The following is a 14,812-nucleotide window of genomic DNA, read 5'->3' on the forward strand; positions in this document are numbered from 1 at the left end:
CTCAGCCCGCGCCGCCGGCCTTGGCCACGGCCGCGCCGATCGCCTGGGCCAGGTCCACCACGCGCGGGCCCCAGCGGGAGGCGAGATCGTCGTCGAGCTGGACCACCTGGTCGTTCTTGACGGCCGAGAGGTTCTTCCAGCCGGGCCGCTTGACCAGCGTCTCCTTGCTCTGCTGGCAGCACTTGACGTCGGCCAGGAAGATCAGCGCGGGGTCGGCCTGGGCGACGAACTCGGCCGACAGCTTGGGGTAGCCGCCCGCCGCGTCCGGGGCCTGGTCGGCGATGTTGGTCAGCCCGAACATGGCGTAGACCTGGCCGATGAACGTCTTGGACGTGGCGGCGTACGGCGTCTGGTCGAGCTCGTGGTAGTAGGTGAGCTTCTTGTCCTTGGGGGCGTCGGCGGCCAGCTTGGCCATGGCCGCCTTCATGCCGGAGACGACCTCGTCGGCCTTGGCCTTGTTGCCGGTGGCCGCGCCGATCTCGCTGATCTCCTCGTACGCCTCGTCCAGCCCGGTCGCGGCCGGTTCGAGCAGGACGGGGACGTTCACCTTGGCCAGCTCGGCGACGATCTTGTCCTGGTCGTTGGAGAGGATGACCAGGTCGGGCTTCTTGGCGATGATCGCCTCGACGTTCGGCTTGAAGCCGGACAGGTCGCTCTTGGGCGCCTCCGGCGGGTAGTTCGACTGGTCGTCCACCGCGACGACCTGCGGGCCGGCGCCGACCGCGAACAGCGTCTCGGTGTGGGTGGCCGAGAGCGAGACGATGCGTTCGGGCTTCCTGGCGAGGGTGACCTTGCCGTTGCCCGCCTCGACGGTGACCGGGAAGTCCCCGGTGCTCGCCGCCGCGGTGGCGGCAGGGGGGCTGACAGGGGGGCTGGAGGGGGGGTTGGAGGGGGCGACGTTGGCGCCGGTCTGGCCACATCCGGCCAGGACGAGCGTTCCCAGCAGCGCGCCCGCGAAGGCCGTGCGTACGGGCCTCACGAGTAGTCCTTTCACACTGTCGGAACCGAGAGACCCGCGTTGAGCGACGGATCACCCTTTTCCACGAGGGTTGATGACGTCGGCGCAGAGGCAGGCGACCTGGCTATGACAGTTGCGGGACAGCGCCGGATTCGCACCGGACTTCGCTGCAGCACTGCGCGTCGGACAAACGTTATCAATGCCCCAGACGTCCTCGACGTCAAGGGGGCGCGGGCCCCGGCGCCGAAGGCTGCGGGTCAGGCGGCGAGCTGCGCCTCCGCGGCGGCGATGACCTCCTGGAGGCGCAGGCCGTGCGCCGCGTCCAACGGGTGGCCGCCGCCGCGCCGGACGGTCTGGGCGAACTCCTCGGCCACGACCTCCAAGGGGTCCTCGTCGCCGGGCAGCAGGACGGCGTTGCCGGTCCTGCCGTACACCTCGAAGGTCGAGGGCGGCAGGTCGCCGACGGCCGCCATGCACAGGGACGCCTCGCTGACCGCGCCGCCCTCGTGCTCCAGCAGCAGGCCGGTCCAGCCGAGCGGGTTGCCGTGCGCGCGCACGCCGACGATCCGGCCGAGTGCGGCGTCGAGCAGGTCGATCACGTGCGGGCCGACGTCCAGCAGGGCGCCACGCTCCAGCCGCCACGGGGTGGCGAACGGGTTGCCGCCGAGCAGCGCGCCGGAGATGTTGGCGGCGTGCCCGCCGAACGGCTGGATCTCGGCGCAGCGGGCCAGGAACGTACGGGTCGGGGTGGCGTAACGCATGGTGAGCATCATCTGCGAGGGCACGCCCGTCTCCGCCACGGCCTCGGCCACGCGCATGGCCCCCTCGACGGAGTCGGCGAGCGGCTTCTCCAGCAGCAGCGCCTTGCCCGCGTGGGCGGCGCGGACGGCCAGCTCGGCCTGCACACCGGGCGGCACGCAGAACGCCACGGCCTCGCAGGCGTCGAACAGCTCCTCGACCCGCTCGTACACGGGGGCGCCGAGCCTGGCGGCCTGCTCGGGGCGGCGGGCCCAGACGCCGGCGAGCCGGGTGTGGGGACCTCTGGCCAGCATCGGCGCGTGCGCCATCTCCGCCCAGGGCCCTGCCCCGATCAGCCCGACCGCGACCGGCTCCATCCGTCCCCCTTAGTCCGCTTTTCTCCCGACCTTAGAGCCCCCGGCCGGGCTCCCGCCCACCGCCCCCTCCGGTCAGGCGCGGGAGCGGTGGATGGCGTGTTCCGGGCGGTGGACGAGGGTGCCGCCGTCGAGGGCGATGGTCTGGCCGGTGATGCAGCGGGACTCGGCCGAGGCCAGGAAGCCGACCAGGTCGGCCACGTCGTCGGGGGCGCAGGGCCAGGGCAGGAGGCGTTCGGCGGCCTTGTCGGCCAGCTGCTCCGGGGTGAGGGCGCGCTCGGCGGCGGCGGTCATGACCAGGGCGGGGGCGACGGCGTTGCAGCGGATGCCGCGGGCGCCGTACATGGTGGCGACGTAGCGGGTGAAGCCGACCAGGGCCGCCTTCGAGGTGCCGTACGCGGCGTGGTCCACGTCGCCGGTCAGGCCCGACACCGAGGACGTCAGGACGATCGCGCCGCCGTCGCGCATCACCGGCACGACGTGCTTGACCAGCAGCATCGCCCCACGCAGGTTGACCTCCATCGTGCGGTCCCAGACGGCGGCGTCCATGGCGGTCAGGTCGCCGTCGCGGCCGTAGACGTCGCGGTCGAGGCAGGCGGCGTTGGAGTGCAGCACGTCCACCCGGCCGAAGACGGCCACCAGCGCGGCCACCGACTCCTCCACCTGCTTCTCGTCCGACACGTCGCAGGTCAGCGCCAGGGCGGCGCCGCCCCGGGCCCGTACGGCGGCGGCGATGGCCCGGGCCGGGGCGGCGCGCAGGTCGAGCACGCCCACCCGGGCGCCCTCGGCGGCCAGCCGGACCGCGCACGCCGCGCCGATGCCGGACCCCGCCCCCGTCACCAGCGCCACCCGCCCGCCGAACCGCCCTTCGCCCGGTCCGCCGGACCGCCCGCCCGGGACGTCCGCGCTCACCACTCCACCTCCAGCGCGCTCAGCCCGCGGCCCACCAGCGACCTGCGGTAGGCGACGGGCGCGTCCGGGGCGAGCCGCAGGCCGGGCAGGCGGCGCCCGAGGACGTCGAGCGCGGTGCGCAGCTGCAGGCGGCCGAGCGCCGCCCCGACGCAGAAGTGGATGCCGTACCCGAAGACCAGGTGGTCGGCGGCGTTGGGACGGTCGATCAGGAACCGTTCCGGGTCGGGGAAGACGGTCTCGTCGTGCCCGGCGGAGTCGGTGGACAGCAGCACGAGCGAGCCCGCCGGGATCGTCACGCCGTGCAGGACGACGTCCTGGACGGCATGGCGGAAGGAGCCCAGCGAGGCGCCGTCGATCCGCATGCACTCCTCGACCGCCCCCGGGATCGACGCCGGGGCCACCGGCCAGGCGTCCTCGCGCAGCAGCCGCAGGACGCTGTTGCCGAGCTGGTTCGGGACGGTGTCGTTGCCGCCGAGCAGGATCGTGGAGATCAGCTCGACGACCTCCCGATGGCTCAGCTCGTCGCCGATCAGCGAGGTCATCAGGGACGTGAAGTCGTCCTGCGGGTCCTTGGCGCGGGCGGCCACCAGGCGGTCGACATAGTCGAGGTAGGCCAGGAAGCTGTCGGCCAGCTCCAGCTGGCGGGCGGGCGGCTGCGGCGACAGGAACAGCATGAACCAGTCCTTGACGTGCGCCTGCACGAACGCCTCGTCGGCCTCGGGCACGCCGATGAAGCGGGCGGTCAGCTTGACCGACGGCTCGTGCCCGATCTCGGCGACGAAGTCGGCCCGGCCCCTTGGGGCGATCCGGTCCAGGACGTCCTCGTTCAGCCGCCGGAACCGCTCCTCCATGGCGGTGACGGCCCGCGGCGTGAAGGCCCGGGAGACCGAGCGGCGCAGCCGGGTGTGGTCGGGCGGGTCCACGTTGGCCACGAAGCTGGACAGGAACGAGCCGTGCTCGCCCAGCTTGGCGCGGGTCTGCGGGGTGAGGCTGCGGGAGATCGTCAGCGACCCCTCGGAGGAGAAGCGGGCCGGGTCGCCGTACGCGGCGCGCACGTCGGCGTGGCGGGTCAGCACGTACGCGCCCAGGTGCTCGCTGCGGAACACCGGTTGTCCGGCGCGCAGGCGGCGCAGGAAGTCGTACGGCGCGGCGACGTGCCAGTCGGCGGCGACGTCGAAGTCCTCGGCCGGCGCGGGGGTCGTCGCAGGGGTCGGCGCGGGGGTCATCGCAGGATCCTCCTGGGGTTGTCGACGAGCATCTGGTGGAGCTGGTCGCCGGTGACGCCGCGGCTGCGCAGTTCGGGCACGACGTCGCGGGAGATGTGCAGGAGGTGGTAGTTCGGGTGGCGACGCCGTACGACGTCGGGGTCGAACCGGTCATTGAAACAGTACGAATCGTGACCTAGAACCATTTTTCCGGCGTGGCCGCGTTCGCACATCGCCGCCACCACCGCCACCCGGTCCTCGAACGAGCTGATCGTCTCGATGCCGAACCGGTCCATGCCCAGGTAGGAGCCGCCCGCCAGCAGTTCCTCCAGGTAGGCCAGGTCCGTCGAGTCGCCCGCGTGCCCGATCACCACCCGTTCCAGGTCCACGCCGAGCGAGCCGAGCAGCCGCTGCTGCTCCAGCCCGCCCCTGGAGGCGCTGTGGGAGTGCGTGGTGATCGGCGCGCCGGTGGCCAGGTGGGCCTCGGCCACGGCCCGGAACACCCGCTCGCACCCCTTGGTCATGCCGAGGTGGTCGGAGGCGCACTTCAGCATGGCCGCCTTCACGCCGGTCCGCCCGATCCCCTCGGCGATGTCGCGGACGAAGAACTCGGCCAGCCGGTCCGGGCCGCCGAACAGCGACCCCGGCCCCCGGTTGCCGAAGTACGGCGGCAGCGCGTCGTAGGTGTAGAGCCCGGTGGCGGCCACGATGTTCACCGACGTCAGCTCGGCCACCCGCTGGACGGCCGGGACGTACCGGCCGAGCCCGACGACGGTCAGGTCGACGATGGTGTCGATCCCCTCGGCCTTGAGCGCGTCGAGCTTGGCCGCCGCCTCCCGCGCCCGCCGCTCCGGGTCCCAGCCCTCGGGGACGTCCGGCCAGTTCCACAGGATCTCCGGGCTGAGCCCGAACACGTGCTCGTGCATCAGCGTCGCCCCGAGGTCGGCGACCGGCCCCGTCACGGTCTCAGGCACGGGAACCTCTCGTGCTCGAAGGGCCGGTTGACCTCCAGGCCGAGCCCGTCGGTCTGCCGGTACGGCAGCCCGGTGTAGAGGGCGTCGGCGTCGAAGTAGGTGACGGTGAACGACAGGCGGGCGGCGTCGCACCGGTTGGCGGGCGCGCCGTGCACGGTGAGCGCGTGGTGCACGGTGGCGTCCCCGGCCTTGAGGTCGAGCGGCGGCGACAGCTCCAGCTGCGCGATCCAGGGATGCTGGGTGAGCTGGTCGTCCCCGGCGCGGGTGAAGCTGCGCCCGAGCAGGCCGCAGCGGTGGGAGCCGCTGTAGAAGCGCAGCGACCCCATGTCGGCGGGCACGTCGGCCAGCGCCAGCCACACGGTCAGCATGGCCGAGCGGTCCATGGGCATCCACGGGAAGTCCTGGTGGAACTCGGTGGCGCCGTGCTCGCCCGGCTCCTTGACCAGCAGGTTGGTGACCTGCACGCGCACGGCCCGCACCCCGCCCAGCAGCCGTACGGCGTTGCGGCCCATGGCCGGGCTGGTGCTCAGCGCGCCGAACAGCTCGTCCTCGGCGGCGACGTCGCGGGACTGCCCGAAGGCCCGGTCGACCGGCGTGTTCCCGGCCCGGCTGCGCGACCGCAGGCGCTCGCGGGCCCGTTCGCGCAGCTCGCCGACCGTGTCCGGGGCGACCAGCCGGTCCAGGCGGACCCAGCCGTGCTCGCCGAAGAACGCCGCCTCGTCGTCCGTCGCCTGGCGTACCGGGATCTCCATGGCCACCAGTGTGCCACTCCAAGCAAGCGCTTGGTAAGATCCGGGACGAGGAGGCTGCCGTGCGACGGTTCAGGTTCGGTGCGGTGCTGCGCGGGGCGCGGTCCGGCAAGGAGTGGGCCGAGCGGGCCAGGCGGCTGGAGGCGTCCGGCTTCGACGTGCTGCTGGTGCCCGACCACCTGGTCGGCCCGCGCTTCGCGCCCGTCGCGGCGCTGACGGCGGCGGCCTGCGCCACCACCCGGCTGCGCGTCGGCACGCTGGTGTTCGCCAACGACTTCCGGCACCCGGCCGTGCTGGCCAAGGAGGCCGCCACCCTGGACCTGCTCTCCGGCGGACGCCTGGAGCTGGGCCTCGGCACCGGCTGGATGGCCGACGAGTACGAACGGGCCGGGCTGCGGCTGGACCCGCCCGGCGTGCGCCTCGACCGGCTGCGCGAGGCCCTGGAGGTGATCAAGGGCCTGTGGGGCGACGGCCCGCTGACGTACGAGGGCGCGCACTACCGCCTGGCCGGGCTGGAGCAGGAGCCCCGGCCGGTGCAGCGCCCGCGCCCGCCGATCCTGCTGGGCGGCGGCGGCCCCCGCATGCTGGCCCTGGCCGCCGAGCACGCCGACATCGTCAACCTCGGCACCCGCGTCAAACCGGACGGCACCGGCCCCGACCCGCGCGACGCCGGACCGGAGGCGTTCCTCGCCAAGCTGGCGCTGCTGCGGCGGAGCCCCCGCCACCACCTGCTGGAGATCGGCACCAGCGTGATGCAGGTGGGCGAGCGCAAGCCGGATGAGTCGTGGAGCGCCGCCGACAGCTCGGGGCTCGGCGACACGCCGCAGGTGCTGCTCGGCACCCGCCGCGACATCGTGGACCAGCTGCGCCACTGGCGCGACGCGCACGGCGTCTCCTACCTCGTGCTGCACCACGAGCGCGACCTGGCCGCCTTCACCCCTGTCGTCGAGGAGCTGGCGGCTCTGCCGGATGATGGACCTCATGGATGAGATGTTGTTGCTGAGGCACGGAGCCACCGAATGGAGCACGGCAGGCCGGCACACCGGCCGTACCGACCTGCCCTTGACGCCCGACGGGGAGGACCAGGCCAGGGCGCTGGCGCCGCTGGTCAAGGAGTCCGCGTTCGGGCTGGCGCTGGTCTCCCCCGCGCAGCGGGCCCGCCGTACGGCGGAGCTGGCCGGTTTGACGGACTACGAGGTCGACCCCGACCTGTGGGAGTGGGACTACGGCGGTTACGAGGGCATCACCACGCCGGACATCAGGAAGACCCGGCCCGGCTGGTACCTGTGGCGTGACGGCGTGATCCCCGGCGACGCCGAGCATCCCGGCGAGAGCGCCGCCGAGGTGGCCGCGCGCGCCGACCGGGTGATCGAGCGGGCCCGCGGGGCCGAGGGGCGGGTCGTGCTGGTGGCGCACGGCCATTTCCTGCGCGTGCTGGCCGCCCGCTGGCTCGGCCTCGGCCCGGCGGACGGCCGGCTGCTGAGGCTCGACACCGGCACCTACTCCCGGCTCGGCTTCGAGCACGCCGAACCGGTGCTGCTGAGCTGGAACTCGCCGGTGGCCTGAGGAGGGCTCGTCAGTCGCAGCCGAGGGTGGCGGCGGCGCGGATCAGGTCGCGGACCAGGTCGCGGTCGCCCTCCGACGCGTGCGGGAAGGTGTCCGGCGGCCACCGGCCGGCCACCAGCCGGCAGAAGTCCACCGCGCCGGCCGAGATCAGCCCGGCGTCCCGGCCCGGGGTGCGCGAGAGCGGGACCGTCCACGTGCCGCCCCCTGGGCCGGTCAGCACGACGCTGACCGAGACGTCGCGGCACGGGCCCCGCAGCGCCCGGGGGAGCAGCGCCAGGCCGAACTCGGCGATCAGGCGCACGTGCCCGGCACGCGGCGGCGCGGGCGGTCGGCCGGTCGCGGCCCTGATGTCGTCGGCGTGCGTCCAGGTCTCGAACGTGCGCTGGACCAGGGCCTGGCGCAGCGGCGCGCGGGCCGGACGCACCCCCGCCAGCGCCACCTCGACCCCGAGCAGCACCTCCCCGGCCCTGGAGAGCCGTTCCAGCAACGCCCCGGCCTGCTCCCGCCAGCGCCGGTGCTCCCGGGCCGCGCCCGCGCCGGGCAGGCCCATGAAGGACGCCACGGTGGCGTCGTTGGCGGCCAGGTGCCCGACCAGGTCGCGGACCGTGCCGTGCCGGGCGATCGGGGCGTCCCACTGGGGCGGGCTCAGCTCGGCGAGCAGGTCGTCCATGAGCGCCACCTGCTCGGCGTACGGCACGGTCACGGACGCCACGCCCCCCGCGGCGGGCGCGCGCCGGCGGCGGGCCCCCGACAACACGGCCGCGCGCAGCCCCGGCGGCGGCCCCGCAGGCGGGACGGCGGTGCCGTGTTCCGGGTGTGCGGCGAGGAGGTCGCCCTCATCCTCGCCATAGAGGTACGGGTCCGTCATGGCTGCCTCCGCAGCCGACGCTAACCCGGCCGCGGTTCCCGCGCCAGACGGCTGCCCGGAAACGGCGCGAGCAGGGTCTCGCGCCAAGGGCCTTCGAGGTAGCCGCGGGCCCGCCTGCCCCAGTCGAGCAGCCGGGAATCGGGCGGGACCTCGTCGTCGAGCCCGAGGGCGGCGTCGCGGGCCCGCTGGGTGGCCAGGTGGTCATCCAGCGAGACGGCCCACATGGTGACGGCCTCGGTGTCGCAGAACAGCACCTCGTACAGGCCGGTCAGGGTGTGGCCGTGCTCGGCCAGCAGCGGGGCGCGCTCGGTGCGGACGGCCTCCAGGTAGTCCAGCGCGGCCCCGGGGCGCACGCGGGCGCTCTCGAACAGGTAGAAGTCGGCGGCGGGGGCCTCGGCGAGCGGCGGGCAGCCCGGCGCGGCGCCGAGCGGCCGGGAGAAGGCGGAGAAGCGCAGGTCGTCGATGTCGGACAGGAACAGGCGCTCGTCCACGCCCTGGTAGATGCCCATCATCTGGCGCCAGCCGCCGTCCCACCCGCCGTGGCAGTCCCACAGCGTGACGGCCTTGAACTGGGGGTGGCCGGTGATGCCCACGGCGTAGAAGGCGCCGACGAGGTCGATCTCGCGCGACCTGATGGACATGCCGGTGGTCAGGGCGGGCTCGGCGCGGCTCTCGTCCTCGCGTTTGTAGCGGGTCAGCCAGGTCAGGTACTCCAGCGGACGCCTGGAGTTCATCGGCCGGAAGTCGACCTCTTCGAGCAGGTGGATCGCGCGCCGCACCACGCCTCCTCTACCAAGCATTTGCTTGGCACGAGGATAGCGATCAGGTCAGCGCCTGGGAAGGCCGCGGGCCCCTGCCGGTCAGCCACTCCAGCACCCGGCGATGCCCGGAGGCGGCGTCCTCGAAGTGGCCCCAGTGCCAGTAGCGCGGCTGGTCGCGCAGGCCGGTCACCCAGGTGCGGTAGGAGATGGCGGCGCCCGCGGGCGCCACGCCGTACGTGCGGACCACGACCTTGCCGCCCGGCGCGAGCAGCACGTCGTCGGCGATCGGGTACAGATTCATCCGGTCGAGCATGTGCGACATCCTGACCGGCGGAAAGTCCCCGCCGGTTACGCCACCGGCGCGCCCCCGTTAAGGGAGCGCGCCGGAGGTGAACAGGCTGTTACACGAGAAGGCCGTCGAACTCGCCGTCCTTCGCGCCGAGCACCAGGGCCCGGATCTCGTCGCGGGTATAGATGAGAGCAGGACCGTCGGGGAAGCGCGAGTTGCGGACCGCGATCCCTCCGTCGGGAAGCTTCGCGAGCTCCACGCAGTTGCCCTGCGAGTTGCTGTAGCGGCTCTTGCGCCAGGCGACCTGGGTGAGGTCGGCCGCGGGCATGCCGTTGTAGGTGTGGTTCATCTACATCTTTCTGAGAAGACCGCCGATGAGCTCGACGGTGCCCCCTGGCGTGGTGCTTTCCACGCACAGTTGCTCCATGGCGGTGAGGTACGGGTCGATGTCCTCACGTTTGTCCAGGTACAGGGCACCCCAGAGCTGCTCGACGTAGACAACGTCCGACAAGTCGGATTCGGGAAACCGCAAGATGCTGAACGCGCCCCCCTCGGCGGCGTGCTTGCCGAACCTGAACGGCATCACCTGGAGGGTGATGTTGGGCAGGGCGGCGACTTCCAGCAGATGCTGGAGCTGCTCGGACATGACCTCTCGCCCGCCGATGGTCCGCTTGAGCGCCGCCTCGTCGATGACGGCCCACAGCTTGGGGCCGTCCTTCTGGGTGAAGCGCTCCTGGCGCTGCATGCGCATGTGCACGCGGCGCTCGATCTTGTCCGGACTCGCGTCGGGGTTGCCGAGCTGGAAGACCGATCGCGCGTACGAGGCCGTCTGCAGCAGGCCGGGCACGAACTGCACCTCATAGGTACGGATCACGCTCGCGGCCTCCTCCAGGCCCACGTACGTCGTGAACCACGAGGGCAGCTCGGCGGAGTACTTGTGCCACCACCCGGGGGTGTTGGCCTCGCGGACCATCTCCAGCAGGGCACGGCGTTCGGCATCGTCGACGACGCCGTACAGGGTGAGCAGGTCTTCCACGTCACGTGTCTTGAATCCGACACGCCCGAGCTCCATGCGGCTGATCTTGGACTCGGACGCCCGGATGTGGAACCCGGCCTGGCCGCGGTCGAGCCCGGAGGCCTCGCGCAGGCGCCTGAGGCTCGCACCCAGCATGATGCGCCGAACGGTCGAGCCGGAGCCGGGCGGATCAATGGACACGTGCTGCTCCTTGTGTCGTTTCCTTGAAGACACAGTCTGTCACTTGGCGGCCGAAAGATCATGGGCCGCGGACAAGATCCCCTTTCCCCCATATTGACCACTTGAGGAGAACCGTAGCGGTTGCACGAGTTGTCTGCACGTGCATTCGCTCTTGCACCTGCACGAGAGATTGCCGCAGAATGATCACGTGCAATCCACCACGGCGCCCGGCCAGTGGACCACGTTCGACTGGTGGCCGCCCGTCGGCTGGTGGCCGGAGGCGGCTCGCGATCTCCTGGTGACCGGCCCGTCCGCGAGCGCCACGTACGTGCTCCCGCCCACTGCCTCCTCGGTCCACTCCGCACGCAGCTTCACCACGGGCACCCTGTCCGGCTGGGGGCTCGGCGAGCTGGTCGAGAACATGGAACTGGTGGTCTCCGAGCTCGCCACCAACGCCCTGCGCCACGGCCTGCGCCTCGACGAGCCCCGCTGCCAGCGCCCGGTCCACATGTCCCTGGTGCGCCGCGGCTCGCTCGTCACCAGCGCGTTCACCGATCCCGGCACCTCGGTGCCCGTGCTGCGATACCCTGGCCCCCTTGACACCGGCGGCCTGGGTCTCCACATCGTCGAATCACTCAGCCTCCGCTGGGGGTGGTCGGCACTCGCGCCCCACGGAAAGATCGTCTGGGCAGTCCTCTCCTGACGGAGGGGTGCTCTGCACTACCGTGGATGGTCATGGCTCACGGTGAGTCCCACGCGACCCCATGAGAGTGCTGACAGATGGAAGATCACCTGCTCGGCTGGCTGCGCACACTAGACGAAAACCGGCTTGCCCGCATCCTGGCCAACAGGCCCGACGCCATCGCGCCGCCCTGGCCCCGCAGGCTCGACACGCTGGCCCAGCGCCTGGGCAACGGCTTCGCCGTCATGGAGGCCATGCGGGGGCTGCCGCTGCCCGCCCTGCAACTGGCCGAGGCGGGCCTGACCATGAGCCGGCCGACGCCCGAGGGGCTGGCCGCCTTCCTCGGCGTCCCGGGCGAGACGCTGGCCCCCTGGCTCGACCATCTCTACGACCACGCGCTGGCCTGGCCCGACGGCGACGGCGTGATCCGGCTGGCCGAGGGCGTGGCGCGCTGGTGGGCGGCGCCGCTCGGCCTGGGCGAGCCGCTGGAGCACTACCTCAACTCCTGGACGATCAGCAACGACGCCCTGCGCGCCCTGGCCCGCGTGCTCGGCCTGCCCGCCCACGGCAACAAGCGGCGCACGATCGCCCGCGTCATCGAGCTGCTGTCCGACCCCGGCCGCCTCGACCGGCTGACGGCCACCGCCCCCGACGGCACGCTCGCGCTGCTCGGCCGCCTCGCCTGGGACGGCCCCGCCCGCGACGTCGACGGCGGCCGGTTCGTCACCCCGGGCACGCCGGAGAAGTGGTGTGCCGACCACGGCCTGCTGTTCCGCCCGAGCTGGCACGTCGCCGAGATCCCCCGCGAGGTGGCGCTGAGCCTGCGCGGCCCCGGCTACCATCCGCCGTTCCAGCCCGAGGCGCCCGAGGTGGCCTCGATCCCGGTCGACCCCGAGGAGGTCGACCACCTGATGACGCTGGCCGCCCCGCACGTGGTGGAGCGCTGCGCGGCCCTGCTCGACAACACCTCCAAGACCCCGCTGCCGCTGCTCAAGACCGGTGGCGTGGGCGTGCGCGAGGTCCGCAGGATCGCCAAGGAGACCGGCTGCGACGAGGACGAGACCCGCCTGCTGCTGGAGGTCTGCGCGGTGGCCCGGCTGCTGGCCTGGGACGAGCAGTCGGGCGGCATGATCCCCACCGAGCGGTTCGACCGCTGGCGGCTCGACGAGGGCTCGGCCCGGCTGCGGGTGCTGCTGTCGGCGTGGTGGCGGATGGAGCGTTCGTCCCTGCGCAAGGTCGACGGCAAGTACGCCACCGTGCTCGGCGACGACCCCTCGGGCAGCGCGGTGGCCAGGGTGCGCAGGGCCGTGCTGGCGGCACTGGCCCACCTGCCCGCCGGCACCGCCTTCGCCGACCGCGGCAGCCTCGTGCGCAACGTCCACTGGCACGCCCCGCTGCTCGACCAGGCGCTGCTGGCCGAGTGCGCGCCGGCCGTGCTGGAGGAGGCCACGCTGCTCGGCCTGCTGGCCAACGGCGCGCTCACCGACCTCGGCCGCGCCCTGGCCGGGCTGACCGCCGGCCCCGGCGACGAGAACGACGACGCCGTCCCGCAGGTCGAGCACGATCCGGTCCTGGCCGAGGCGTCCACCAGGGCGCTGGCCAGCGTGCGCAGGAGCGCGCTGTTCGGCCCCGACCTCACCGCGGTGGTGACCGGGCCGCCGTCGGCCGAGCTGGCGGCGCTGCTCGACCGGGTGGCCGAGCGCGAGTCGCGCGGCGCGGCCTCGGTGTGGCGCTTCACCACCGAGAGCGTGCGCGGCGCGCTCGACCACGGCTACGACGCCGACGAGCTGCTCGACGAGCTGGCCACGGTCGGCACGATCCCGCAGCCCCTTGAGTACCTGGTGCGCGACACCGCGCGCCGGCACGGCGAGGTGACGGTCTCCACGGTCGGCTGTGTGGTGCAGGCCGGCGACACCGCGCTGCTCGCCGAGATCGCCGGGCACCGCCGGCTGGCCCGGCTGGGCCTGCGGCTGCTGGCCCCCACGGTGCTGATCAGCGCGGCGCCGGCCGAGCGCACGCTGGCCGCCCTGCGCGAGAACGGCTACTCCCCCGTGCCCGTCTCCGACACCGGCGAGATCACCATCCACCGGGCCAGGGCCGAGGAGCCGCACAACGGCAAGCTGATCCTGCTGCCCGGCGGGCAGGTGGCCGAGCTGTCGGAGTTCACGCCCGGCTCGGAGCCGCACGCGCAGTACGTGATCGCCGAGCCGGCCCCCGACCCGCACGAGCACGCCCGCCGCCTGGTCGCGGCCGGCCGGGACGACTCCGGCAGGCACGGCCGCACCTGGGCGGTCATCGGCAGGATGGCGACCAGGCTGCCGACCGCCCAGCAGTCGTTGCTCGGTTTCGTCGTCGACCGGGGGGTGCGGGCCGGCATCACCCTGGCCGACGGTCTGACGGCCACGATCAGCCACGGCGAGCTGCGCGCCGGGGCGCTCGACGCCTGGTGCGAGGAGGCGGGCGACTACCTGGAGTTCCCGCTCGCCGAGATCGTCGAGGTGCGCGGGGCCTACTGAAGCTTCTTGGCCTTCTTCAGGTTCGACACCAGCTCCTCCAGGAACGCGGCGTAGCCCTGGTAGCTGAAGGGGGCCTCGGCGCGCCACGGGTAGAACTGGCCCGCCTTGACCGCCGGGAGCTTGGCGAAGGTGGGCTTCTTCAGCATCTCCTCGGGCTTGAGCGACTGGGTGCGGGTGTCGTAGAGGATCACGTCGGCGTCGTAGGTGTCGGCGTTCTCCCAGCTCAGAGTCTGAAAGAAGCCGCCGTCGTCGACCTTCGCGGGCTTGACGATGTTCAGGCCGTTCTCGGTGAGATGCACGATGTCGGGGTACTCGGGCGGGTTGACGACCCACATGGCGTCGGCGCCGCCGGACATCATGAGGATCTTGAGGTCCTTGAAGGCGGCCAGTTCCCTGGTCGCGGCCTCCATGCGGGCCTTGGCCTCGGGCACGCCCTGGAGGTCGGCGCCCAGTGACCTGGCCAGTTCCTCGTACTTGCCGATCACCTGGGTGGCGCTGCGGCCGGTGAGCATGACGCCGGCGGTGGGGGCGACCTGCTCGATGGTCTCCTTCGACTTCGCCGGCACGTACCAGAGGTCGCCCTTGACGTACATGCTGCTGACCAGCAGGTCGGGCTGGAGGGAGATGTACTTCTCGACGTTGAACTCGTCCCAGACGTTGCCCAGGCCCTCGACCTTGGCGATGTCGACGTCGCCGACCTGCGGGTCCCGGGATCCGTCGGCGAGCTTGTGCGGGCCGAAGACGGCGACCGGGCGCACGCCGAAGTCCCACAGCGCGGCGGCGGCGCCCACCTGGGCCACCACCCGGGACGGGCGCTCGGGCAGGTCCAGCTTCTTGCCGCGGTCGTCGGTGAACGTCCAGCCCTGCGCGGCGGAGGCGGCGGGCGCGGCGGAGGCGGTCGCGCCGCCCTCGCCCGCCGCCTGGGTGCCGCCGCCGCAGGCCGACAGTGTCAGGGCCGCCGCGAGCCCTGCCGTGGCGGCCAGGAAGCCTCTGCGCGCGAATACCGGTCCCGACATGTCCATCTC

General features: G+C 72.8%; 16 protein-coding genes and 1 riboswitch. Of the genes, 4 read left to right on the forward strand and 12 right to left on the reverse strand.

Annotated features, from left to right (window positions below; all coding sequences use genetic code 11):
* Nucleotide 1: 1 nt before the first annotated feature.
* From ABZ444_RS11185 to ABZ444_RS11210, 6 genes are all read right to left on the reverse strand, one after another.
* Nucleotides 2-979 carry an ABC transporter substrate-binding protein gene (locus ABZ444_RS11185; protein WP_357994805.1) on the reverse strand — a complete coding sequence of 326 codons (978 nt, stop codon included), beginning with the start codon at nucleotides 977-979 and terminating at the stop codon, nucleotides 2-4.
* Nucleotides 980-1,050: 71 nt separating this feature from the next.
* Nucleotides 1,051-1,158: riboswitch (cobalamin riboswitch) on the reverse strand.
* Nucleotides 1,159-1,215: 57 nt separating this feature from the next.
* Nucleotides 1,216-2,073, reverse strand: a complete 858-nt coding sequence (locus ABZ444_RS11190; RefSeq protein WP_357994806.1) for a Gfo/Idh/MocA family oxidoreductase — start codon at nucleotides 2,071-2,073, stop codon at nucleotides 1,216-1,218.
* 72 nt (nucleotides 2,074-2,145) lie between these two features.
* On the reverse strand, nucleotides 2,146-2,982 hold the full coding sequence (locus ABZ444_RS11195) for an SDR family oxidoreductase (RefSeq protein WP_357994807.1): 837 nt from the start codon (nucleotides 2,980-2,982) through the stop codon (nucleotides 2,146-2,148).
* Nucleotides 2,979-4,208: a cytochrome P450 gene (locus ABZ444_RS11200; protein WP_357994808.1), complete on the reverse strand. Its 1,230-nt coding sequence runs from the start codon at nucleotides 4,206-4,208 to the stop codon at nucleotides 2,979-2,981. Before ABZ444_RS11200 ends, ABZ444_RS11195 begins: the two co-directional genes overlap by 4 nt.
* Nucleotides 4,205-5,161 (reverse strand): phosphotriesterase-related protein, encoded by a 957-nt coding sequence (locus ABZ444_RS11205; protein WP_357994809.1) that lies wholly within the window; start codon nucleotides 5,159-5,161, stop codon nucleotides 4,205-4,207. Before ABZ444_RS11205 ends, ABZ444_RS11200 begins: the two co-directional genes overlap by 4 nt.
* Nucleotides 5,146-5,913, reverse strand: coding sequence for a phytanoyl-CoA dioxygenase family protein (locus ABZ444_RS11210; RefSeq protein ID WP_357994810.1), 768 nt, complete (start codon nucleotides 5,911-5,913; stop codon nucleotides 5,146-5,148). Before ABZ444_RS11210 ends, ABZ444_RS11205 begins: the two co-directional genes overlap by 16 nt.
* 59 nt (nucleotides 5,914-5,972) lie before the next feature.
* Here ABZ444_RS11210 and ABZ444_RS11215 point away from each other — a divergent pair, with 59 nt between their 5' ends.
* On the forward strand, nucleotides 5,973-6,899 hold the full coding sequence (locus ABZ444_RS11215) for a TIGR03621 family F420-dependent LLM class oxidoreductase (protein WP_357994811.1): 927 nt from the start codon (nucleotides 5,973-5,975) through the stop codon (nucleotides 6,897-6,899).
* Entirely contained in the window at nucleotides 6,892-7,476 is a 585-nt protein-coding gene (locus tag ABZ444_RS11220) for a histidine phosphatase family protein (RefSeq protein WP_357994812.1), read from the forward strand. Before ABZ444_RS11215 ends, ABZ444_RS11220 begins: the two co-directional genes overlap by 8 nt.
* 10 nt (nucleotides 7,477-7,486) lie before the next feature.
* Here the strand turns inward: ABZ444_RS11220 and ABZ444_RS11225 are convergent, their stop codons facing one another.
* From ABZ444_RS11225 to ABZ444_RS11245, 5 genes are all read right to left on the reverse strand, one after another.
* On the reverse strand, nucleotides 7,487-8,344 hold the full coding sequence (locus tag ABZ444_RS11225) for a maleylpyruvate isomerase family mycothiol-dependent enzyme (RefSeq protein ID WP_357994813.1): 858 nt from the start codon (nucleotides 8,342-8,344) through the stop codon (nucleotides 7,487-7,489).
* Between the two features lie 20 nt (nucleotides 8,345-8,364).
* Nucleotides 8,365-9,123, reverse strand: coding sequence for a hypothetical protein (locus ABZ444_RS11230; protein WP_357994814.1), 759 nt, complete (start codon nucleotides 9,121-9,123; stop codon nucleotides 8,365-8,367).
* Nucleotides 9,124-9,166: 43 nt separating this feature from the next.
* A complete protein-coding gene (locus ABZ444_RS11235; protein WP_352323674.1) occupies nucleotides 9,167-9,406 on the reverse strand; it encodes a hypothetical protein in 240 nt (79 codons plus the stop codon).
* A 100-nt stretch (nucleotides 9,407-9,506) separates the two neighbouring features.
* Nucleotides 9,507-9,743, reverse strand: a complete 237-nt coding sequence (locus tag ABZ444_RS11240; protein ID WP_189648211.1) for a DUF397 domain-containing protein — start codon at nucleotides 9,741-9,743, stop codon at nucleotides 9,507-9,509.
* Entirely contained in the window at nucleotides 9,744-10,565 is an 822-nt protein-coding gene (locus tag ABZ444_RS11245; protein WP_352323686.1) for a helix-turn-helix transcriptional regulator, read from the reverse strand.
* 232 nt (nucleotides 10,566-10,797) lie between these two features.
* Here ABZ444_RS11245 and ABZ444_RS11250 point away from each other — a divergent pair, with 232 nt between their 5' ends.
* Both ABZ444_RS11250 and ABZ444_RS11255 read left to right on the forward strand, forming a co-directional pair.
* Nucleotides 10,798-11,292, forward strand: coding sequence for an ATP-binding protein (locus ABZ444_RS11250; RefSeq protein ID WP_357994815.1), 495 nt, complete (start codon nucleotides 10,798-10,800; stop codon nucleotides 11,290-11,292).
* Nucleotides 11,293-11,369: 77 nt separating this feature from the next.
* The gene (locus ABZ444_RS11255) at nucleotides 11,370-13,787 is read left to right on the forward strand and encodes a helicase-associated domain-containing protein (RefSeq protein ID WP_357994816.1); all 2,418 of its coding nucleotides are present in this window, start codon (nucleotides 11,370-11,372) and stop codon (nucleotides 13,785-13,787) included.
* On the opposite strand, the gene ABZ444_RS11260 is transcribed toward ABZ444_RS11255, so the two are convergent.
* Nucleotides 13,781-14,803, reverse strand: coding sequence for an ABC transporter substrate-binding protein (locus ABZ444_RS11260; protein ID WP_357994817.1), 1,023 nt, complete (start codon nucleotides 14,801-14,803; stop codon nucleotides 13,781-13,783). The genes ABZ444_RS11255 and ABZ444_RS11260 overlap by 7 nt on opposite strands.
* Between the last annotated feature and the right edge of the window lie 9 nt (nucleotides 14,804-14,812).

The sequence above is a fragment of the Nonomuraea sp. NPDC005730 genome (genome assembly GCF_040630865.1).
In the GTDB taxonomy this organism is placed as follows: domain Bacteria; phylum Actinomycetota; class Actinomycetes; order Streptosporangiales; family Streptosporangiaceae; genus Nonomuraea.